The organism is Methylobacterium sp. ME121 (assembly GCF_000974725.1).
Classification (GTDB): domain Bacteria; phylum Pseudomonadota; class Alphaproteobacteria; order Rhizobiales; family Beijerinckiaceae; genus Methylobacterium; species Methylobacterium radiotolerans.
In genome coordinates this window covers 32569-51629 of record NZ_BBUX01000027.1, presented here as the reverse complement: position 1 = coordinate 51629, position 19061 = coordinate 32569, and the positions used below count along the sequence as shown (strand labels likewise).

At 72.5% G+C, this 19061-nt stretch carries 18 protein-coding genes; 15 read left to right on the top strand and 3 right to left on the bottom strand.

Annotation, left to right across the window (positions count from 1 at the left end):
* Positions 1 to 277 precede the first annotated feature (277 nt).
* Positions 278 to 991 (bottom strand): SIR2 family NAD-dependent protein deacylase, encoded by a 714-nt coding sequence (locus ME121_RS17670; protein ID WP_012320869.1) that lies wholly within the window; start codon positions 989 to 991, stop codon positions 278 to 280.
* Positions 992 to 1111: 120 nt separating this feature from the next.
* Here ME121_RS17670 and ME121_RS17665 point away from each other — a divergent pair, with 120 nt between their 5' ends.
* From ME121_RS17665 to ME121_RS17630, 8 genes are all read left to right on the top strand, one after another.
* On the top strand, positions 1112 to 1672 hold the full coding sequence (locus ME121_RS17665) for an isochorismatase family protein (RefSeq protein WP_059409300.1): 561 nt from the start codon (positions 1112 to 1114) through the stop codon (positions 1670 to 1672).
* Positions 1669 to 2769: a GlxA family transcriptional regulator gene (locus ME121_RS17660; RefSeq protein WP_058607167.1), complete on the top strand. Its 1101-nt coding sequence runs from the start codon at positions 1669 to 1671 to the stop codon at positions 2767 to 2769. The genes ME121_RS17665 and ME121_RS17660 overlap by 4 nt, the downstream gene beginning before the upstream one ends.
* Positions 2770 to 2933: 164 nt before the next feature.
* Complete coding sequence (gene hydA, locus ME121_RS17655; protein ID WP_012320872.1) at positions 2934 to 4361, top strand: dihydropyrimidinase; 1428 nt, start codon at positions 2934 to 2936, stop codon at positions 4359 to 4361.
* A gap of 48 nt (positions 4362 to 4409) precedes the next feature.
* Positions 4410 to 5405 carry an ABC transporter ATP-binding protein gene (locus tag ME121_RS17650; protein WP_043074337.1) on the top strand — a complete coding sequence of 332 codons (996 nt, stop codon included), beginning with the start codon at positions 4410 to 4412 and terminating at the stop codon, positions 5403 to 5405.
* 17 nt (positions 5406 to 5422) lie between these two features.
* Positions 5423 to 6685 carry an ABC transporter substrate-binding protein gene (locus ME121_RS17645; protein ID WP_059409299.1) on the top strand — a complete coding sequence of 421 codons (1263 nt, stop codon included), beginning with the start codon at positions 5423 to 5425 and terminating at the stop codon, positions 6683 to 6685.
* A gap of 82 nt (positions 6686 to 6767) precedes the next feature.
* Entirely contained in the window at positions 6768 to 7703 is a 936-nt protein-coding gene (locus ME121_RS17640) for an ABC transporter permease (RefSeq protein ID WP_059409297.1), read from the top strand.
* 2 nt (positions 7704 to 7705) lie between these two features.
* On the top strand, positions 7706 to 8593 hold the full coding sequence (locus ME121_RS17635) for an ABC transporter permease (RefSeq protein ID WP_043074339.1): 888 nt from the start codon (positions 7706 to 7708) through the stop codon (positions 8591 to 8593).
* Positions 8594 to 8779: 186 nt separating this feature from the next.
* Complete coding sequence (locus tag ME121_RS17630; RefSeq protein ID WP_029359103.1) at positions 8780 to 9463, top strand: 50S ribosomal protein L25/general stress protein Ctc; 684 nt, start codon at positions 8780 to 8782, stop codon at positions 9461 to 9463.
* A 70-nt stretch (positions 9464 to 9533) separates the two neighbouring features.
* Here ME121_RS17630 and pdxH read toward each other — a convergent pair whose 3' ends face one another.
* Positions 9534 to 10157, bottom strand: coding sequence for a pyridoxamine 5'-phosphate oxidase (gene pdxH, locus ME121_RS17625; protein ID WP_012320878.1), 624 nt, complete (start codon positions 10155 to 10157; stop codon positions 9534 to 9536).
* Positions 10158 to 10249: 92 nt separating this feature from the next.
* Here pdxH and ME121_RS17620 point away from each other — a divergent pair, with 92 nt between their 5' ends.
* Positions 10250 to 10741, top strand: a complete 492-nt coding sequence (locus tag ME121_RS17620; protein WP_012320879.1) for an RT0821/Lpp0805 family surface protein — start codon at positions 10250 to 10252, stop codon at positions 10739 to 10741.
* 56 nt (positions 10742 to 10797) lie between these two features.
* Here the strand turns inward: ME121_RS17620 and ME121_RS17615 are convergent, their stop codons facing one another.
* Positions 10798 to 11097: a hypothetical protein gene (locus ME121_RS17615; protein ID WP_012320880.1), complete on the bottom strand. Its 300-nt coding sequence runs from the start codon at positions 11095 to 11097 to the stop codon at positions 10798 to 10800.
* 343 nt (positions 11098 to 11440) lie between these two features.
* Between ME121_RS17615 and ME121_RS17610 the strand changes: the two genes are divergently transcribed.
* From ME121_RS17610 to ME121_RS17585, 6 genes are all read left to right on the top strand, one after another.
* Positions 11441 to 13057 (top strand): glucosamine inositolphosphorylceramide transferase family protein, encoded by a 1617-nt coding sequence (locus ME121_RS17610; RefSeq protein ID WP_012320881.1) that lies wholly within the window; start codon positions 11441 to 11443, stop codon positions 13055 to 13057.
* Between the two features lie 197 nt (positions 13058 to 13254).
* On the top strand, positions 13255 to 15228 hold the full coding sequence (locus tag ME121_RS17605) for a monovalent cation:proton antiporter-2 (CPA2) family protein (protein WP_024829046.1): 1974 nt from the start codon (positions 13255 to 13257) through the stop codon (positions 15226 to 15228).
* A gap of 8 nt (positions 15229 to 15236) precedes the next feature.
* Positions 15237 to 16682: an MATE family efflux transporter gene (locus ME121_RS17600; protein ID WP_059409296.1), complete on the top strand. Its 1446-nt coding sequence runs from the start codon at positions 15237 to 15239 to the stop codon at positions 16680 to 16682.
* 110 nt (positions 16683 to 16792) lie between these two features.
* The gene (locus ME121_RS17595) at positions 16793 to 17596 is read left to right on the top strand and encodes a DUF937 domain-containing protein (RefSeq protein WP_059409295.1); all 804 of its coding nucleotides are present in this window, start codon (positions 16793 to 16795) and stop codon (positions 17594 to 17596) included.
* A 73-nt stretch (positions 17597 to 17669) separates the two neighbouring features.
* Positions 17670 to 17987 (top strand): cupin domain-containing protein, encoded by a 318-nt coding sequence (locus ME121_RS17590; RefSeq protein WP_012320885.1) that lies wholly within the window; start codon positions 17670 to 17672, stop codon positions 17985 to 17987.
* Positions 17988 to 18431: 444 nt separating this feature from the next.
* On the top strand, positions 18432 to 18776 hold the full coding sequence (locus ME121_RS17585; protein ID WP_024829044.1) for a hypothetical protein: 345 nt from the start codon (positions 18432 to 18434) through the stop codon (positions 18774 to 18776).
* Positions 18777 to 19061: the final 285 nt, after the last annotated feature.

Below are 19061 nucleotides of genomic sequence, written 5' to 3'. Positions count from 1 at the left end.
TGGCTTCAACGAACGCTCGGGTAGGCCGCGACGCCGATCCCGAGCTTGACTGTTGTAACCCGTGGGCAACTGCCCGACCAGTTCTTGACAGCTCGCGCCGATGTGATTCGCGTCATTTAAGATTTTGATCCTGCCCCGGGCCGGCCGGTCACGGATCGAAAAGATCTACTCGGACAATGGCTTGGCAGGATCGACGGCGAGCGCCGCGCGGTCGGGCCTGTCCGCGGCCCGTCACGAATCCCCGCGCGGGACCCGCGCCGCCGGTCCCGCGCCCGCCTCAGAGGCCGAGCTCGGCCAGGTAGCGCGGCAGCGCGGCGCTCGCCGGCCCGTAGCGGGCATCGTCGAAGGCGTCGGCATTGTCGGACGGCTCCAGGTTGACCTCGCAGGTCGGGATGCCGAGGGCCCGCGCCTGCCGCACGTAGCCCGCGGCCGGGTAGACCGCCCCCGACGTGCCCACCGCCACGAACAGGTCGGCCTCGGCCAGCGCCGCCTCGATCGCGTCGAGGTGCATCGGCATCTCGCCGAACCAGACCACGTCCGGCCGCATCCGGCCCGCCGCGCCGCAGGCGGGGCAGCTGTCTGCCCGGCTGAGGTCGGCCCGCCACGGCGTGACAGCGGTGCAGGCGCAGCAGCGGGCCTTGAGCAACTCGCCGTGCATGTGGGTGATCGCCCGCGAGCCGGCCCGCTCGTGCAGGTCGTCGACGTTCTGCGTGCACAGGAACAGCCGCCCGCCCCGCGCGGCGATCCGCGTCTCGGCCCGCGCCAGGGCACGATGCGCGGCGTTCGGCTCGGCCGCGACCACGCCGCGGCGGCGATGGTCGTAGAAGTCGAGCACCGTGTCAGGGTCGGCCGCGTAGGCCTCCGGGGTGGCGAGCTTCATCGGGTCGAACCGCGCCCAGATCCCGCCGCGGTCCCGGAACGTGCCGAGCCCGCTCTCGGCCGAGACGCCGGCCCCGGTGAGCACGAAGATCGTCCTGGGATGGTCCGTCATGGGCTGCTCCTGCGCGCCGGAGATTGGCCGGATCTGTCCGCTGGTTGGCGGTGCGGTTTCTTTCCCGCTGCGTCCGCTCGGTGAATGCTGCGGCTCGCTTCACCGAGCGGGAGACACGAAATGTCCGATGTTGCGCTGCTGGTCATCGATGTCCAGGAATCCTTCCGGCACAGGCCCTTCTGGAACGACGCCGATGTCCCGCCCTTCACCGCGCGCCTTCAGGCGCTCATCGACGGCGCCGCCGCGCGGCAGATCCCGGTCCTGCAGGTGTTGCACGTCGCCGAGAGCGGACTGTTCGCCATCGCCTCCGGCCACGTTCGCACCCTCGAGCCGGTCGTGATCACGCCGACGGCCATCTTCCACAAGCGCCGGCACAGCGCCCTTGTCGAGACCGGCCTGTCCGGCTGGCTGACGCAGCACGGTATCCGCCGGCTGATCGTGTCGGGCATCCGGACCGAGCAATGCTGCGAGACCACGGCCCGCCACGCCTCCGACAGCGGCTGGCAGATCGATTTCGTGACGGAGGCCACCCTGACTTTCGCCATGACTCATCCGAACGGCCGCCGTTTCAGCGCCGACGACATCAAGGCCCGGACCGAGCTGGTGCTGGCCGACCGGTTCGCCCGGATCGCCACGGTGGATCAGGCGCTGGCCGGCCCGGACCTGCCGGTCGCCGCGTGAGCGGGGCGGCCCGGCACATCCCGGTCCTCGTGGTCCTGCCGCCGCGCGCGCTGCTGCTCGACCTCGCCGGCCCGCTGGAGGTCCTGCGCATCGCCGGCACCGTCCAGGACCGGGTCGGCTTCGCGGTGGCGTACGCGGCGCCGCGGGCGCTCACCCGCTGCTCGATCGGGCTCGACCTGGGCGGGGCCGGACCTCTGCCGGATACGGTGGCCGACGGGACGGTCGTGCTCCTGCCGGGCTCCGCGACGCGGGTGCTCGGCGACGCGCCGGAGCGGGCGGCCGACGCCGACGCCGACGCGGAGGCCGAGATCGTCGCGTGGCTGCGCGGCGCCGTCCGGCCGGGCCACACCGTCGCGACCGTCTGCGAGGGCGCGCTACTGGCGGCGCGGGCCGGGCTCCTCGACGGCTACGCCTGCACCACCCACCACGCCAGCTGCGACCGGCTGCGGGCGGCGGCGCCCCGGGCCCGGGTGCTGGAGAACCGCCTGTTCGTGCAGGACCGCGACCGGTTCAGCAGCGCCGGCGTCACGGCCGGCATCGACCTGATGCTGCACCTCGTGGCGGAGTGGGCGGGCCCGGCGACGGCGGTTGCCGTCGCGCGGGCGCTCGTCGTGTACATGCGGCGCGGGCCCGACGACCCCCAGCTCTCGCCCTGGCTCGAGGGGCGCAGCCACCTGCACCCGGCGGTGCACCGGGCCCAGGACGCGATCGCCGCCGACCCGGCCCGAGACTGGTCGCCGGCGCTGCTCGGCCGGTTCGTGGGCGCGAGCCCGCGCAACCTCGCGCGGCTGTTCCGGCTCCACGCGGGCATGACGGTGACGGACGCGGTCAACCGGTCCCGCGTCGCGCTGGCCCGCGACCTGATCGCGCGGAGCGATCTCGGCCTGGAGCGGATCGCCGAGCGGGCCGGCTTCGGCTCCGCCCGGCACATGCGCCGCGTCTGGCGGCAGTTCCACGCGGCGGCGCCGTCGAGCCTGCGCGCTCGATCCGCGGATGTAGCGGCCGAGCCGGCCAACCCGCGGCCCGTAGGCCGGGATTCTGCACGGAACCCCGCGAAACACCCGCCCTCGCGAGCGGAGCGAAGCGATCCAGGGTAGCGCCCCGCTCTCCGGCGTCGCGCGGCCCTGGGTCACTGCGCGGCGCGGGTGGATGGACCGACGCGGCCGCCTGTGACCTCCTGCCCCGCCGACCCCGTCCGCCCGAATCGGCGCGGACCGTGCATCGGCCCGGCGCGCCCGTTGGCGCGGAAGGAGTGAGCGGCATGCCCGAATTCGACCTTGCCATCCGGGGCGGCACGGTGGTCACGGCGAGCGACACGGTCCGGGCCGATGTCGGCGTGCGCGGCGGCCGGATCGTCGCGGTGGCCGAGGGCATCGCCGACGCGGCCCGGGTGATCGACGCCTCCGGCCTGCTGGTGCTGCCCGGCGGCATCGACAGCCACGTCCACATCGCCCAGGAGTCCGGCCCCGGCATCGTCATGGCCGACGATTTCGCCAGCGCCACCCGGGCGGCGGCGGCCGGCGGCAACACCTGCGTGATGCCCTTCGCGCTCCAGCCCCGGGGCGCCTCCCTGCGCGGTGCGGTCGACGCCTACAGGGCCCGGGCCGAGGGCCAGTGCCACGTCGACGTGGCGATCCACATGATCATCTCGGACCCGAGCGAGGCGGTGCTCGGCCAGGAGCTGCCGGCTCTGGTCGCCGACGGCTACACCTCGTTCAAGGTCTTCATGACCTACGACGACCTCGTCCTGAACGACCGCCAGCTCCTCGACGTGTTCCACGTCGCGCGGCGGCAGGGCGCCCGGGTCATGGTCCACGCCGAGGGCTACGACGCGATCCGCTACCTCAGCGAGCGGCTGGAGCGGGCGGGCGAGACCAGGCCCTACGGCCACGCCCTGTCGCGCCCCGAGATCGTCGAGCGGGAGGCGGCGCACCGGGCGATCAGCCACGCCGAGCTGATCGACCTGCCGATCGTCATCGTCCACGTCTCGGGCCGCGAGGCCACCGAGCAGATCGCCTGGGCGCAGGCGCGGGGCCTGAAGATCCGGGCCGAGACCTGCCCGCAATACCTGACGCTGACGGCCGAGGACATGAAGGGACTCGGCCAGGAGGATCTCATGGCGGGGGCGAAGTACGTCTGCTCGCCGCCGACGCGGGACGTCGAGAGCCAGGAGGCGGTCTGGTCGGGGATCCGGCGCGGGATCTTCGACGTGGTCTCCTCCGACCATTGCCCGTTCCGCTACGACGACCCGCAGGGCAAGCTGAACCCGCGGGGTAAGACCTCCTTCCGCTGGATCCCGAATGGCATCCCCGGCATCGAGACGCGGCTGCCGGTGTTCTTCTCGGAAGGGGTCTCGAAGGGGCGGATCAGCCTCAACCAGTTCGCCGCGCTGACCGCCACCAACCACGCCAAGCTGTACGGGCTCTACCCGCGCAAGGGCTCGATCGCTCCGGGCTTCGACGCCGACCTCACGCTTTGGGATCCGAACCGGCGCGAGACCATCCGCCAGGCGAACCTGCACCACGGCTCCGACTACACGCCGTGGGAAGGCTTCGACGTCACCGGCTGGCCGGTGGTGACGATCGCGGGCGGGCAGGTGATCGCCGAGGACGGCCGGGTCCTGTCCGAGCCGGGCCGCGGGCGGGTGCTCGACCGGGCCGTCGACCCGGCCGAGCGGCGGGACGCCTGAAGGACGCGCTGGCCCGCCGCTTGCCTGCAGCCCCCGGGGGAGAACCGCATGGACGTCGAGCTGATCGGCCTGACCAAGCGCTACGGCGCGGCCATTGCGGTCGACGGCATCGACCTGAAGGTGCCGTCCGGCGCCTATTGCTGCCTGCTCGGCCCTTCCGGCTGCGGCAAGACCACGACGCTGCGGATGATCGGCGGCCACGAGCGCGCCAGCGCGGGCGACGTGGTGATCGGCCCGAAGGCGGTGGGCGACGCGGCCCCGGCCGAGCGCGGCACCGCCATGATGTTCCAGAGCTACGCCCTGTTCCCGCACCTCGACGCGCGCGATAACGTCGCGTTCAGCCTGAAGATGCGCGGCATCGGCAAGGCCGAGCGCCGCGCCAAGGCGATGGCGATGCTCGACCTCGTGCAGATGGGCCACCTCGCCGGGCGCCTGCCGGCCCAGCTCTCGGGCGGCCAGCAGCAGCGCGTGGCCCTCGCCCGCGCCCTCGTCACCGGCCCGAAGGTGCTGCTGCTCGACGAGCCACTCTCGGCCCTCGACCCGTTCCTGCGGGTGCGGATGCGGGTGGAGCTGAAGCGGATCCAGACCGAGCTGGGCCTCACCTTCATCCACGTCACCCACAGCCAGGAGGAGGCGATGGCGCTCTCCGACCTCGTGGTGGTGATGAATGCCGGCCGGATCGAGCAGGCCGCCGACCCGCGCACCGTGTTCGAGCGGCCGGCCACCGCCTTCGTGGCCCGGTTCATCGGCGGCCACAACGTGATCCGGCTGTCGGAGGGTCTCGTCGCCGTGCGGGCCGACCGGATGCGGCTCGGCGCCGAGGCCGGCCCCGCCGCGCTGCCGGCCCGGGTGGTCGCGGTCGAGTACCAGGGCACCAGCGTCCATGTCGGCCTCGACGCCGAGGGGCTGGAGCGCGCCCCCGAGAGCCCCGCCGCCCTCACCGCCATCCTCAGCGACGCGGCTTACGCGGCCCGCCCGTTCCACCTCGGCGACACGGTCCCGGTCGGCTGGGACGCCGCCGCCGCCCATCGCCTCGACGCGTAACCCGTAGGGAGACGACCATGGACCTGCCCTCGAAGCCGAGCCGCCGCACGCTCCTGAAGGGGGCGGCCGCGCTCGCCGCGACGCCGGTGACCGGCTTCCCGGCGGTGCACGCCGCCGAGCCCGTGACCCTGCGCTACCTCGGGACCGCGGTGAACCAGTCCGCCGACATCGCCCGGAAGGTGAAGGAGGATCTCGGCCTGACCATCGAGTACATCCCGGTGGTGACGGACGAGGTGACCAAGCGGGCGGTCACCCAGCCGAACTCCTTCGACCTGATCGACACCGAGTATTTCAGCCTCAAGAAGATCCTGCCTTCCGGCAACCTGCAGGGCATGGACGCCGGGCGGATCAAGCTCGCCGACAAGATCTCTTCCATTTTCACCAAGGGGGAAGTGGCGGGAAAGCGGATCGGCGACCAGGGCACGGCGCCCCGCAAGGTCTTCTACCTGGAGGGCCAGGAGTCCAAAAAATTTGCCGGCGAACAGACCGGGTGGATCTCGCTGATCCCGACCGTCTACAACGCCGACACGCTGGGCATCCGGCCGGACCTGATCAAGGTGCCCGTCACGAGCTGGAAGGAGCTCCTGAACCCGGCCTTCAAGGGCAAGGCCTCGATCCTCAACATCCCGTCGATCGGCATCATGGACGCCGCCATGGTGGTGGAGGCGACCGGCGACTACACCTACGGCGACAAGGGCAACATGACGAAGCCCGAGATCGACCGCACCATCAAGGTGCTGATCGAGGCCAAGCGCGCCGGCCAGTTCCGGGCCTTCTGGCAGGACTTCAACGAATCCGTGAACCTGATGGCCTCGGGCGAGACGGTGATCCAGTCGATGTGGTCGCCCGCCGTCACCAAGGTGCGGGCGCAGGGCGTGCCCTGCACCTACCAGCCGCTGAAGGAGGGCTACCGGGCCTGGGCCTCGGGCTTCGGCATCCCCAAGACCCTGAGCGGCCGGAAGCTCGACGCCGCCTACGATTTCATCAACTGGTTCCTGTCCGGCTGGGCCGGGGCCTACCTCAACCGGCAGGGCTACTACTCGGCCGTGCTGGAGACCGCCCAGGCGAACATGCAGCCCTACGAGTGGGCCTTCTGGATGGAGGGGAAGCCCGCCGAGAAGGACATCCTCGGCCCCGACGGCACCCTGATCGAGAAGGCCGGTGCCACCCGCGACGGCGGCTCCTTCGACGCGCGGATGGGCGCGGTCGCCTGCTGGAACGCCGTGATGGACGAGAACACCTACATGGTGCGCAAGTGGAACGAGTTCATCGCGGCGTGAGGGCGGTGGGCGCCGCCGCCTCTCCCCGCCCCCTCCCCCGCGGAGGGGGGCGGGATGCATCGGCGCGCGGGGGGCGAATCCGATGACCGATCTCGCCCTGCCCGCTGCCGCGGCCGCCGAGCGGACCGCGGCGCCCGCCGTCGCGGCGCGCCCCCGCCGCCGCGCCCTCGCCTATCTCCAGGCCGCCCCGCTGGCTCTCGTCTTCCTGATCTTCCTCGTGGTCCCGCTGGTGCTCACCGGGATCGTCTCGCTCTGGGAGTACAACGAGTACGAGATCATCCCGGCGCTCACCCTTCAGAACTACGTCGACGTGTTCGACGGCTGCCTGTCGGCCGACCTCTGCACGACGGTGCGCACCTATCTCTCGACGGTGAAGTTCGTCGTGCTGACGCTGGCGATCACCCTGCCGCTCGGCTTCGCGATCGCCTACTTCCTGGCCTTCCACGTCCGCTCGGGCACGGTGCGGATGGGCCTGTTCCTGCTCTGCACGATCCCGTTCTGGACCTCGAACGTGATCCGCATGATCTCGTGGATCCCGCTCCTCGGCCGCAACGGCCTCGTCAACGACACGCTGCGCAGCCTCGGGCTGATCCGCGCGCCGATCGAGGGCCTGCTCTACTCCGACTTCGCGGTGGTCCTGGCCTTCGTGCACCTCGACACGGTGTTCATGATCGTGCCGATCTTCAACAGCCTCGCGCGCATCGACCGGCGGCTGATCGAGGCGGCGCGCGACGGCGGCGCGTCCGGCGCGCAGATCCTCTGGAACGTGATCCTGCCGCTCGCCAAGCCCGGCATCGCCATCGGGACGATCTTCGTGACGACGCTGGTGATGGGCGACTTCGTCACCGTCGGCGTCATGGGCGGCCAGCAGATCGCCAGCGTCGGCAAGGTGATCCAGGTGCAGATGTCCTACCTGCAGTTTCCGGCCGCCGCCGCCAACGCCGTGGTGCTGCTCGCCGCCGTGCTGCTGATGATCCTGGGGCTCACCCGGATGATCGACCTCCGGCGGGAGCTGTAGCGATGGATCAGCCCCGCGGCCGCGCCTTCTACCTGCTGGCGGCGGTCTTCGCCCTCTACGTCCTGTTCCTCTACGGGCCGACCCTGACGATCCTGGCGCTCAGCTTCCAGGGCCCGTCCGGCGGCCTGACCTTCCCGATGAACGGGGTCTCGACCCACTGGTTCGCCAAGCTGTGGGAAGGCGTCGGCGTCGTCGACATCTGGGCGGCGTTCCGGCGCTCCCTGGCCCTCGGCCTCGTGGTGATGGCGCTCACCGTGGGGATCGCGTTCTACGCCGGCCTCGCCTTCCGGAAGGGGTTTCGCGGGGCCGGCCTCGTCTTCGCTCTCGCCGTGTCGAGCCTGATCGTGCCCTCGATCGTGGTCTCGCTGGGGATCGGGCTGGAGTTCCGGCTCCTCGACGACGCCGTGAAGGCCCTCGCGGCCGCGACCGGCTGGGGATTCCTGCAGGACCACGGCACGCTGATGGGCCTCTACACCTCGGCGCTGGGGGCGCACCTCACCTGGACGCTGCCCTTCGGCCTGCTGATCATGTTCGCGGTGTTCAACCGGTTCGACCCGGCCTACGAGGAGGCCGCCCGCGACCTCGGCGCCAGCGGCCCGCAGACGCTCCGGCACGTGGTCGTGCCGATCCTCGCGCCCGCGCTCGTCGGCGTCGCGCTGTTCGGCTTCACCCTGTCGTTCGACGAACTCGCCCGCACCAGCCAGGCGATCGGCGGCCGCAACACCCTGCCGCTGGAGCTGCAGGGCCTGACCACCACGGTGACGACGCCGGAGATCTACGCCCTCGGCACGGTGACCACGGCGATCTCGGCGCTGGTGATCGGCACGGCGCTCGGCCTGACCCTGTGGCTGCAGAAGCGCCGGGCGCGGCGGGCGCTGGCGGGCCTGTGATCGATGCCGGACGGTCAGGCGGCCATGGGTCGGCGGCGCCGCATTGCCAATCCGGCCCCGTCCGTGTAAGCGCACGGCGCGCCCCCGAGACACCCTTGGAGGCAGGGGCGCGCCGGGAAGGATGTGGCCGTCCGCCAGGGGCGGCCTTTTCGTTTTCCGGCTCCAGCAATCGTAAAGGATCACGCCATGAGCGCTGTGAAGACGCTTGAGGCCGTGGCACGCGACCGGGTCGGCAAGGGGGCCGCCCGGGCCGTTCGTCGCCAGGGCCAGATTCCCGCCGTCATCTACGGGGGCGGCCAGCCGCCGCAATCCATCGCGGTCGACCTCATCCGCACCCGCACCCTGATCTACGCCGGCGGCTTCAAGACCACGCTGTTCGAGATCAACGCCGGCGGCAAGAAGGTCCGCGCGATCCCGCGCGACTTCCAGCTCGACCCGGTGACCGGCGTGCCGCTGCACGTCGACTTCCTGCGCGTCGTCTCGGGCCAGACCGTCACGGTCGAGGTGCCGGTGCACTTCGTCAACGAGGACGCGGCCCCTGGCATCAAGAAGCTCGGCGGCACCCTCAACATCGTGGCCCACACGCTGAGCCTCGACGTCGCCCCCGACCAGATCCCGGACGCGATCGAGGTCGACCTGACCGGCCGCGCGATCGGCGACGTCATCCACGTCTCCGACATCAAGATCCCGGCCGGCACCTACACCGGCGAGGCGACCGACCCGGTGGCCAACATCGTGCCGCCGACCGTGCTGGGCGCCGAGGTGGAGGCCGAGGAGGCCGCCATCGCCGAGGCGCAGTCGGCCGAGGCCGCCGAGGAGAAGGCCGAGGAATCCGCCGAGGACGAGAAGAAGGACGGCGAGGAGGCCTGAGCCTCGTCGCTCTCTGTCACGCGACGCGAGAGCCCCGGCCCTGCCGGGGCTCTCTGCGTTTCGGCCGCGGTCAGGGATAGAGCCGCGCCCGGCTCCAGCCCGCGCCCGTCCGGGTGAAGCGCACGCGGTCGTGCAGGCGGAAGTCGCCGTTCTGCCAGAACTCGACGCTCACCGGCGCGATCCGGAACCCGGTCCAGTGCTCAGGCCGGGGGATCGGCCCGTCCCCGTAGCGCTCGGACAGCTCCGCCACCGCCGACATCAGCGTGGCGCGGTCCGCGAGCGGGCGGGATTGCTGGCTGGCGATCGCACCGAGGCGGCTCTCCCGGCGGCGGCTCTGGAAATAGGCGTCGGCCTCCGCGGCCGTGACCGGCGTGATCGGCCCACGGGCCCGCACCTGCCGGCGCAGGCTCTTCCAGTGCAGCACCAGGGCGGCCTGGGGGTTCTGCGCCAGCTCCTCGCCCTTGGTGGACTGGGTGTTGGTGTAGAACACGAAGCCGCGGGCGTCGAAGTCCTTCAACAGGACCATCCGCACGTCCGGCAGCCCGTCCGATCCGGCGGTGGCGAGCGCCATCGCGTTCGCGTCCTCGGGCTCGGAGGCCTCGGCCTCCTTCATCCAGGCGGCGAACAGCCCGACGGGGTCCTCGCTCAGCGTGAAGTCCGCGCTCTTCGGGTCATCGGTCCTTAACTGATCCACGCCAAGACTCCTGCCTGCCGCGTCCAGGGCCTGAGGGGGCACCGACATCGGCGTGTTCGGTCGAGCGAATAGCCCGTCGTGAGTCAGGTGTAATGCGGGGATGCGCGTGTAAAGGGCCAAGCCGGCGGTCGCAGATCGGCGCGTCCGTCTCGGCCCTGTCTCTGGCGATGGTCCTGTGCGGCTGCAGCCAGCCACTGCTGGTCTTCCGGGGCGATCCCCCGGCGGCGGCGCGCGTGGTCGAGGAGCCGACCGTCACCGGCAGCATCGAGAAGCGGCCCGTGAGTTTCGGGGACGACCTCGCCGAGGAGGATTGGCGCCGGGCGCGGGCCGCCCTGAGCGTCGCCCTGGATCCGCAGGGCAACGGGCGCCCGGTCAAGTGGGACAACCCGGAGACCGGGCTTCACGGGTCGGTCAACCCGACCGGGCTGCCGTATGTCTCGGATGAGCTGATCTGCCGCAACTTCCTGGCATCGGTGATCGCGCCGAGCCGCAGCCGCTTCGTCCGCGGCACCGGCTGCAAGCTCTCGGGCGGACCGTGGACGCTCAAGCGCGTCCGGGCCGCGAGCGGCACCGGACGCTCCTGAACTCCGTCGACGTCGGGGGCCCCTGCCCGTGCGGCAGCGGGAGCGCCCCCGCGCCCTCAGTACGGATGCCCGTAATAGGGCCGCACGCGCAGGCGCGGCTGCGCCGCCGGCGGAGCGGCGTAGCGGGCCGCGGCCTCCGGGTCGTAGGTGCGGATATAGGGATCGAGGGCCGGGTCGCGGTAATTGCCGTTGTTGACCCCCGCCGAGCGATCGTTGCCGCTCAGCGCCGCGTAGGGCGAGAGGCCGCTGCCGCTGTCGCCGCCGCCACCGCCGCCACCGCCCCAGGCAAAGGCCGTCCCCGGGATGGCGGCGAGGAGCATCGCCGCGAGGGGCATCGTCAGCGTCTTGCGCGTCATGTCCTGTCTCCGCACCACGTCATTGTCTGGCGAACGGTCCAGCTGGAGGTGGGGTTCCCCTCGGCGAGCCGCCACGGCCTCGCGACATTGTACCACCGCCCGCCAACACGCGTTTATTTGAAGGCCCGCGTTTCGATTTTTTCGGTTCACCGTCCAGAAATCGTCTCGCGCGTTAAGCTTGAACCGGTAGACAGCCACTCGGCCGTGCTTGATCGTGGTGCGGCGTAACAGCATTCGAGCCCGGCTCGACCGTATCCAGGGTCGGGACCGGGCGCATACCGGGCCTGGCTGCCGTGAGCGTCGACACGAAATCCGGCACGCGGGGCATGAGGCTGACCGGCTGATGGAGCGGGCGATCGGAGGCACGGACCGATCGTCGGCGGCCGGTGGCCGGGCTCCCACCCGGGCGGAGCCGCCGGCGTCCGGGACGCTCTCCCGCACCCGGACCGTCACCGTGTGGCTCGACCGACGGTCCCTGCGCGGCTGGCACATCCGCCTTCTCGACCAGCTCGGGCAGCGGCCCGACCATCGGATCCGGGTCGCCTGGGTGGAGCACGCGGAGGGCCTGCCGCCGAACGCGGAGCTCCTGTTCCGTCTGGAGGCCGCCATCCACGGCCTGCCCCGGCCGGGTCTGGCGACCGCCGCGGAACCGGTGGCCCTCGCCCCCTACGAGGCGAGCCCGGAGGGCCCGGAGCCCGGCGGGAGCGGCGCCGACCTCGTCCTCGACCTTTCGGGCAGCCCCGCGGAGCCGGGCTCGGCGCCGGCCTGGCGGCTCGACTACGACGGGATGCCGGGCGAGGCCGGCCTCCTCGCCGCCCTGTTCGCCCACGGAGCGCCGGTGGCGGCGCTGCGCGGGCCGGACGGCAGGCCGGTGGCGGTCGGCCGCCTGGGCGCGGAATCGCACACGGTGATGCTCGCGGCCTTCGAGGGCTACCTCGCGCGGACCATCACGCTGATCCTCGCCGCCCTCGACGGCGCCGCCTCGACGGAGCTTCCCGACGGCGCCGGGGCGCCCCTGAAGCCCGCGGCCGGCTACGACCTCGGCGGCCTGGGCGCGCGCCGTCGGGCCGCCGGTGGGCTCGCCCGGCAGATCGCGCGCAGGCTCTACGCCCTCTGCTTCCACGGCCCGCACTGGCGGGTGGGCTGGCGGCGGATCGCCGGCCCCGACCTGATCGACCTGCGCCGGCATCCGGAGGGCGGCTGGCAGGTCCTCCCCGACGACGGGCGGCGCTTCTACGCCGACCCCTTCGCGATCGCCCGGGACGGCGCCGTGACCCTGTTCGTGGAGGAGTTCGACTACCGCCGCGGCAAGGGCGTGATCGCCGCGGTGGGCTTCGGGGAGAACGGGCCCCGCGGCCGGCCGGAGCCGGTGCTCGAGCTCGAGACCCACCTGTCCTACCCGTTCGTGTTCGAGGCGGACGGGCAGGTCTGGATGATCCCGGAATCCCACGCCTCCGGGACGATCGACCTCTACCGGGCCACCGACTTCCCGCGCGGCTGGGTCCACGAGGCGGTGCTCCTGGACGGGGTCGTGGCCGGGGACGCGACCCTGCTGCAGCACGGCGGCCGCTGGTGGATGTTCGCCACGGTCCGGGCCGGCGGCGGCAGCTACTCCGACACGCTCCATCTCTGGCACGCGCCGCATTTCCGCGGGCCCTGGACGCCCCACCGGCACAACCCGGTGCTGATCGACATCGGCTCCGCCCGGGCCGCGGGCCCGATCGTGGCGCGCGACGGCGGCCTGATCCGGCCCGTCCAGGATTGCCGACAGGGCTACGGCGCGGCGCTCGGCCTCGCCCGGATCCTGCGCCTCGACGAGGAGGGCTACGCCCAGCGGGTCGAGACGCGCCTGCGGCCGGGGGCGGCCTGGCCGGGCACCCGCCTGCACATGCTGAGCGCGGCCGGCGGCTTCGAGTTCATCGACGGCTCGCACCGGGCCCGCCCCCGCCTCCTGGGCTGAGGGCGCCTTCTGGGCTGAGGGCACCTTCTGGGCTGAGGGCGCCTGCTGGGCTGAGCCCGGGCCGAACCGCCCCGTGCGGCCGCGCGCGGCCCCGTCGGTGCCGAACGGCACCCGCATACGGCTCGCATCGCGGCCGCGCGCGCGCTAAGCGGGGACCTCACCTGCGCCGATCCAGCAGAACCGCCGGGACGATCACCATGGCGAGCCCCGTCGAACATGCGAGCTTCCTGCCGCCGGTCCTGACCTTCCTCACCGCGGCTGTGATCGGCGTGCCGATCTTCCGGCTGATCGGGCAGAGCGCCGTGCTCGGCTACCTCGTGGCCGGCGTGCTGATCGGGCCCTCGGGCCTGTCGCTGATCGCCGAGCCCGAGACGGCGGCGAGCGTCGCCGAGATCGGCGTGGTGCTCCTGCTCTTCATCGTCGGCCTGGAGCTGCACCTGTCGCAGCTCGTCTCCATGCGCCGCGACATCTTCGGCCTCGGCACCGCGCAGCTCGTCGTCTGCGCGCTGGTGCTCGGCGGCGCCGGAATTCTGGCCGGCCTCAGTTTCGGCGCCGCCGCGGTGATCGGCCTCGCGCTCGCCCTCTCGGCCACCGCGGTGGCCCTGCAACTCCTGGAGGAGCGGGGCGATCTCGGCAGCGCCTACGGCGCGCGCGCCTTCGCGGTGCTGCTGTTCCAGGACCTGTCGGTGGTCGGCATCCTGGCGCTGATGCCGCTGCTGGCCTCGGCCGGCGAGGCGACCGACGTCTCCTGGCTCGGGGAGGCGGCGGTCTCCACCGGCAAGGCGCTCGCGGCGATCCTCGCGGTGGTGCTGGTCGGCCGCTACGGCCTGAACCCGTTCTTCCGGCTGCTCGCGGCGAGCGGCGCCCGCGAGGTGATGACCGCCGCGGCACTCCTGGTGGTGCTCGGCACCGCGCTGCTCATGGAGCAGGTCGGCCTGTCGATGGCGATGGGCGCGTTCCTCGCCGGCATCCTGCTGGCCGAGTCGAACTTCCGCCACCAGCTGGAGGCCGATATCGAGCCGTTCCGCGGCATGCTGCTCGGCCTGTTCTTCATGAGCGTCGGCATGTCGATCGACGGCAACCTCGTGCGCGAGGTCTGGCCGGCCCTGTTCGGCGCGACCCTGGCGGCGATCCTGGTCAAGGTCGCCATCGTGGCCGGCCTGTTCCGGCTGTTCGGCTCGGACACCCTCGGGGCCCTGCGGGGCGCCGCGGTCCTGGCGCCCGCGGGCGAGTTCGCCTTCGTGCTGCTGCCGCAGGCCCAGGATCTCGGCCTCACCGGCGTCACGGCGACGCGCTTCGCGGTGGCGCTCGCCGCGCTGACCATGCTGATCGGCCCCATCGCCGCCAAGGGTCTCGACAAGCTGATCGAGCGGCGCAACGCGCGCAGCACCTTCGCGCTGGAGGAGCCCTCCAGCGAGCTCTCCGAGAGCGGCGACGCCCGGGTGCTGGTGATCGGCTTCGGCCGGTTCGGGCAGGTGCTGACCCACGTGCTGATGGCCGAGGGCATCCCGGTCACGGTGATCGACAAGGACGTGGAGCAGCTGCGCGCCGCCTCGCGCTTCGGCTTCCGCATCTACTACGGCGACGGCACGCGCCTCGACGTGCTGCGCGCCGCCGGGATCGGTCGGGTCGAGCTGGTCTGCATCTGCGTCGACGACCGGGAGGGCGCCCTCAAGATCGTCGACATCGTCCACGAGGAGTTCTCCAGCGTGCGCACCTTCGTGCGGGCCTACGACCGCCTGCACGCGGTGGAGCTGATGAACCGGGACGTCGACTACCAGATCCGCGAGACCGCCGAATCCGCCCTCGCCTTCGGGCGGGCGGCCCTCGAGGGGCTCGGCCTGTCGCCGGAGGCCGCCACCGCCCGGACCGACGACGTGCGCAAGCGCGACATCGCGCGGCTGGTCCTGCAGCAGGCCGGCGCCCTGCCGGACGGGTCCAGCTGGATGCGCGGCGCCGCGGCGGGCCTGAAGCCCGAGCCGCTGACCGCCCCGGTCCGGCCGGCCCGGGCGCTCAGCACCGAGACCCGCGACCTCGTGGGCAGCGACCGGCGCGAGGCCGCCGAGCGGCTCCTGGAGAAGCCCGCCCTGGCCCCGCAGGAGACGGAGGCCGCCGAGGAATCCGATCCGGAGACCGAGCTCGAATCGGAAGGCAGCGCCCGGGATGCGTGACGGGCCGGATGTCTGACCTGTCCGACGGGCCGCCCCCGGCGGAGGCGGGCCGCTTCGTCACCGGCTCGATCCTCCGCCACGTCGTCGTGATGGCCGCCACCGGCTCGGTGGGGCTGATGGCGATCTTCGTCGTTGACCTCCTGTCGCTGCTCTACGTCTCGACGCTGGGCGACCCGAACCTCACGGCGGCGGTCGGCTTCGCCGGCATCGTGCAGTTCTTCGCCACGGCGGTGAATATCGGCCTGATGATCGCGGCCGGCGCCCTGGTGGGGAAGGCCGTCGGCGCGCGCGACCCGGCGGCGGCGCGGCGCCTCGCGACGTCCGCGCTGGTCCTCGGCAGCCTCGTGGCCGCCGTCATCGCGGGGCTGATCGCGCTGCTGGCCGGCCCGCTCCTGGCCCTGATCGGCGCCGAGGGCGAGGCGCTGCGCGTGGCCGTCCTGTTCCTCCACATCACTCTGCCGTCGAACCTGCTGCTCGCCGCCGGCATGCTGTTCACCGGCCTGCTGCGCGCGGTCGGCGAGGCGAGTCAGGCGATGGCGGTCACGCTCGCCGGCGCCGTCGTCACCGCGTTCCTCGACCCGCTGCTGATCTTCGGGGCGGGCCTCGGCGTGACGGGCGCGGCGATCACGGTCTGCGTGGCGCGCGCGACCTTCGTGGCGGTGGGCATCCGCGGCGTCGCGCGGCACGGGCTCCTCGGCCGGCCGCGCCTGCCCGACCTGCCGCCCGACGCGGCCGCCCTGGCGGGGGTCGCGGGCCCGGCCGTGCTCACCAACCTCGCACCCTCGGTGGCGAGCGCCTTCCTGGCGCGCCTTTTTGCCGGCTACGGAGCGGACGCGGTCGCCGCCGCGTCGGTGATCGACCGGCTGACGCCGGTGGCCTTCGGCGGCCTGTTCGCGCTGTCGGGGGCGATCGGCCCGATCCTGGCGCAGAACTGGGGTGCGGGCCGGTTCGATCGGATGCGCGGCGTGCTCGGCGCGGCGATCCGGGTGACGCTGGCCTACTGCGCCGGGGTCTGGCTTCTCCTGGCGCTCGGCCGGGGGTGGCTCGCCGGCCTGTTCGGCCTGCAGGGGGTCGCGGCCGAGCTGTTCGGCTTCTTCTGCCTCGTCGGCGGCGCGATCTGGTTCTTCAACGGGCTGCTGTTCCTCGGCAACGCCGCCTTCAACAATCTCGGCTTCCCGCTGCGCTCGACGCTGCTGAACTGGGGCCGGGCGACACTCGGGACGATCCCGCCGGCGATGCTCGGCGCGGCGCTCTACGGCCCCCGCGGGGTGGTGGCCGGGATGGGGATCGGCTCCCTGATCTTCGGGGCGCTCGGCATCCTGCTGGCCCGCCGCACGGTCGACCGGCTGGAGGGAAGCGGTCCGCGGCGGCCGGGGGCGGATATCGCCGCGGAGGCGCCCCAGTGCGCGGCGCCGCTGCCGGCGGGGCACGCCCATCCCGAGCCGATGACCTGAGACGGCGGCGGCAAGGCACAAGTTCCGCGGGTGGGAACTGGTATTTCCCCGCGCAAAGGGTCACGATGCCCTGTCCCGGACGGTCCCGGCCGGGACAGAGTCGAGGCGTCATGTTCAACCCGCTCGAGATGTTCCAGGCCCAGGGCGAGGCCGGGCTTCAAGCCATGGGCCAGCCGTTCGGCCTGACGACCGAGCAGACGGCGCGCGCCTTCGAGGCGCTGATGCCGGCCCTGACGCTCGGCCTCCAGCGCAGCGTCGGCCTGGACCCGGCAGGCTTCGCCCGGATGTTCGGCCTGGAGGCCGCCAAGCCGGCGCCCGCCCAGGGATTCGAGGCCCTCGGCCAGATGTTCGGGTCCGCGCAGCTGATGCAGGCGGTGCTGCGGCAGGCCTCGGCGACGAGCGGCGTCGGCGCGCAGGTCCTGCGCCAGATGCTGCCGATGATGGCGGGCGCCGTGGTGGCGAGCATCGTCCACGTCATGCTGAACCAGCCGCAGGCCGAGCCCGCGCGGCCGAGCGCGCCGCCCCCGCCCGTGCCGTTCCCGTTCGGCCCGGCCTGGGCCGAGATGGCCAAGGCGATGATGCCCGCCGTCGAGCCGCCGGCCCCGCCGCCGAAGCCCGCCGCCAAGCCGACCGCCAGGCCGACGGCCAAGCCCGCCGCCAACCCGCAGGCGGCCGCGGGCGAGGCCGGCTCCGACATGTTCCAGCAGATGCTGCGCACCGGTGCCGAGGTTCAGGGCAACAACATCCGGGCGATGCAAGAGCTGTTCGAGACCTTCTGGCCCGCCTCCGGCACGCCGTCCGCGAGCGCCGCGCCTCCGGCCTCGTCGGGTAGCCCGGCCCCGCCCGATCCGGCGCCGGCCGACCCCGCGGCTGGCAAGGGCCGGCGCGGTCGCCAGCCCGGCGGGACCGGTTGACGCGGGGACCGGGCCGGGACGAACGTTGACCCGGCGGACCGGAGCGGCAACCTGCCGGCGAGGAGATCCGTCGATGAGCGAGCACCTGACCGCCTGGGACGACCGCGCCGAGAGCGTCGGCGGGAACGGTGTGGCCAAGCGCACGATCCCGGGCTCCGGCGCCAGCCTCGTGCGCGTGGTCGTGCCGGCGGGCGTCTCCGCACCGGCCCACAGCCACGATCACGAGCAGTTCGTGCAGGTGCTCTCCGGCTCGGGGATCCTGGAGACCGAGCAGGGCCGCGCGCCGTTCTCGGCCGGCAGCGTGTTCCACTTCCCGGCGGGGGCGTGGCACGCGGCCGCGTTCGAGACCGAGACGGTCCTGATCGAGACGAACCTCGCGCCGCCGACCTGACGGCGCCGCCGAGGCGCCGCACGCCGTCCGCGCTCCGCGGGGTGTCGAACTGCGCGTCCAGACCGGCGATGCGCGCCACCGTGTCGTGAGCGTAGCGGATCGCCTCCTCGGCGGTAGCAGCCACCCCTCGTGCGGATCGAGGACGATACGGTCCGACCGGGCCGCGCAGGCCGCGACAGCCATCGACGCTCCGGCCCAAGCCGGGAGCGTGGCGACGTACACGGCGCAGACCCACGTCCACGGGCCGCCGAAGTCGATGTCTGTCTAGGTGTCCGTCAGATCCGACAGCGGGATGATCTGGCACCCGAAGCCGGCCTTGCGGCGCCGCCACGTCGCGGACAGGTGCCCCTGCGCGGCCGGCGGTATGCGCGCGGCGTCGCGCTTCAGATCGCTCGAACCGGGGCAGCGCCGGTCCTGCCGTCGCGGAGGATCACGTCCGTCCGTATGCTGCCGTCCGATCCGTCGAGCACCGGATCACCGGCGCCGGAACTCTGCTCGATCCCGTACCGTCCGATGCCGGGCAGGTCGGGCTCCCGCATCCGTGCCGCGAACTTCGTGTGGACCTACGATGCCGTACAGCGGACCCTGTCCAGGATCCCGGGTCTGGACGACCTCACGCGAGACATCGACGGTCACGTCGGTTTTGCCATCGATCCGGGGATCCCGCGTCCGGTCCTTCCGCGCGACGACGAGCGAACCGCTCCCACCGCACCGGCGGTCGCAGCCGCGCGGCAGATCCCGTCGAAAGCCGGGCTCAATCTCCAGCAAGTCGAGAGCGATGACGGCTAGTCCGAGCCGAAGCTCAGCGATGTGATGATCCAGGACATCCGGCAGACGACAGCACCGCATCGCGTCTCTGATCCTCGAGGCGTTCGTGCTTCATTCCATGACTCTTCTCCTTTTTGCCGCTGATGCGTGGCTGAAAGGGAAAATATGCCGGCACCCGCCGCGACGGGAACGCGGCGGTCTGCGACAAATTATTCTTGGCGCGCGAGTAAAATGCCTGTGCTTGGCCTGAGCCCTCGGCGCGTGTAGGAATCCCACCTTCAACGCCCGCCCGTGCACGCCGACGAA

Coding starts and splice junctions, on each gene's coding strand:
- ME121_RS17670 (WP_012320869.1), bottom strand. CDS start 991: ATGACGGACCATCCCAGGACGATCTTCGTGCTCACCGGGGCCGGCGTC.
- ME121_RS17665 (WP_059409300.1), top strand. CDS start 1,112: ATGTCCGATGTTGCGCTGCTGGTCATCGATGTCCAGGAATCCTTCCGG.
- hydA (WP_012320872.1), top strand. CDS start 2,934: ATGCCCGAATTCGACCTTGCCATCCGGGGCGGCACGGTGGTCACGGCG.
- ME121_RS17650 (WP_043074337.1), top strand. CDS start 4,410: ATGGACGTCGAGCTGATCGGCCTGACCAAGCGCTACGGCGCGGCCATT.
- ME121_RS17645 (WP_059409299.1), top strand. CDS start 5,423: ATGGACCTGCCCTCGAAGCCGAGCCGCCGCACGCTCCTGAAGGGGGCG.
- ME121_RS17640 (WP_059409297.1), top strand. CDS start 6,768: ATGACCGATCTCGCCCTGCCCGCTGCCGCGGCCGCCGAGCGGACCGCG.
- ME121_RS17635 (WP_043074339.1), top strand. CDS start 7,706: ATGGATCAGCCCCGCGGCCGCGCCTTCTACCTGCTGGCGGCGGTCTTC.
- ME121_RS17630 (WP_029359103.1), top strand. CDS start 8,780: ATGAGCGCTGTGAAGACGCTTGAGGCCGTGGCACGCGACCGGGTCGGC.
- ME121_RS17620 (WP_012320879.1), top strand. CDS start 10,250: ATGCGGGGATGCGCGTGTAAAGGGCCAAGCCGGCGGTCGCAGATCGGC.
- ME121_RS17615 (WP_012320880.1), bottom strand. CDS start 11,097: ATGACGCGCAAGACGCTGACGATGCCCCTCGCGGCGATGCTCCTCGCC.
- ME121_RS17610 (WP_012320881.1), top strand. CDS start 11,441: ATGGAGCGGGCGATCGGAGGCACGGACCGATCGTCGGCGGCCGGTGGC.
- ME121_RS17605 (WP_024829046.1), top strand. CDS start 13,255: ATGGCGAGCCCCGTCGAACATGCGAGCTTCCTGCCGCCGGTCCTGACC.
- ME121_RS17600 (WP_059409296.1), top strand. CDS start 15,237: ATGTCTGACCTGTCCGACGGGCCGCCCCCGGCGGAGGCGGGCCGCTTC.
- ME121_RS17595 (WP_059409295.1), top strand. CDS start 16,793: ATGTTCAACCCGCTCGAGATGTTCCAGGCCCAGGGCGAGGCCGGGCTT.
- ME121_RS17590 (WP_012320885.1), top strand. CDS start 17,670: ATGAGCGAGCACCTGACCGCCTGGGACGACCGCGCCGAGAGCGTCGGC.
- ME121_RS17585 (WP_024829044.1), top strand. CDS start 18,432: ATGCTGCCGTCCGATCCGTCGAGCACCGGATCACCGGCGCCGGAACTC.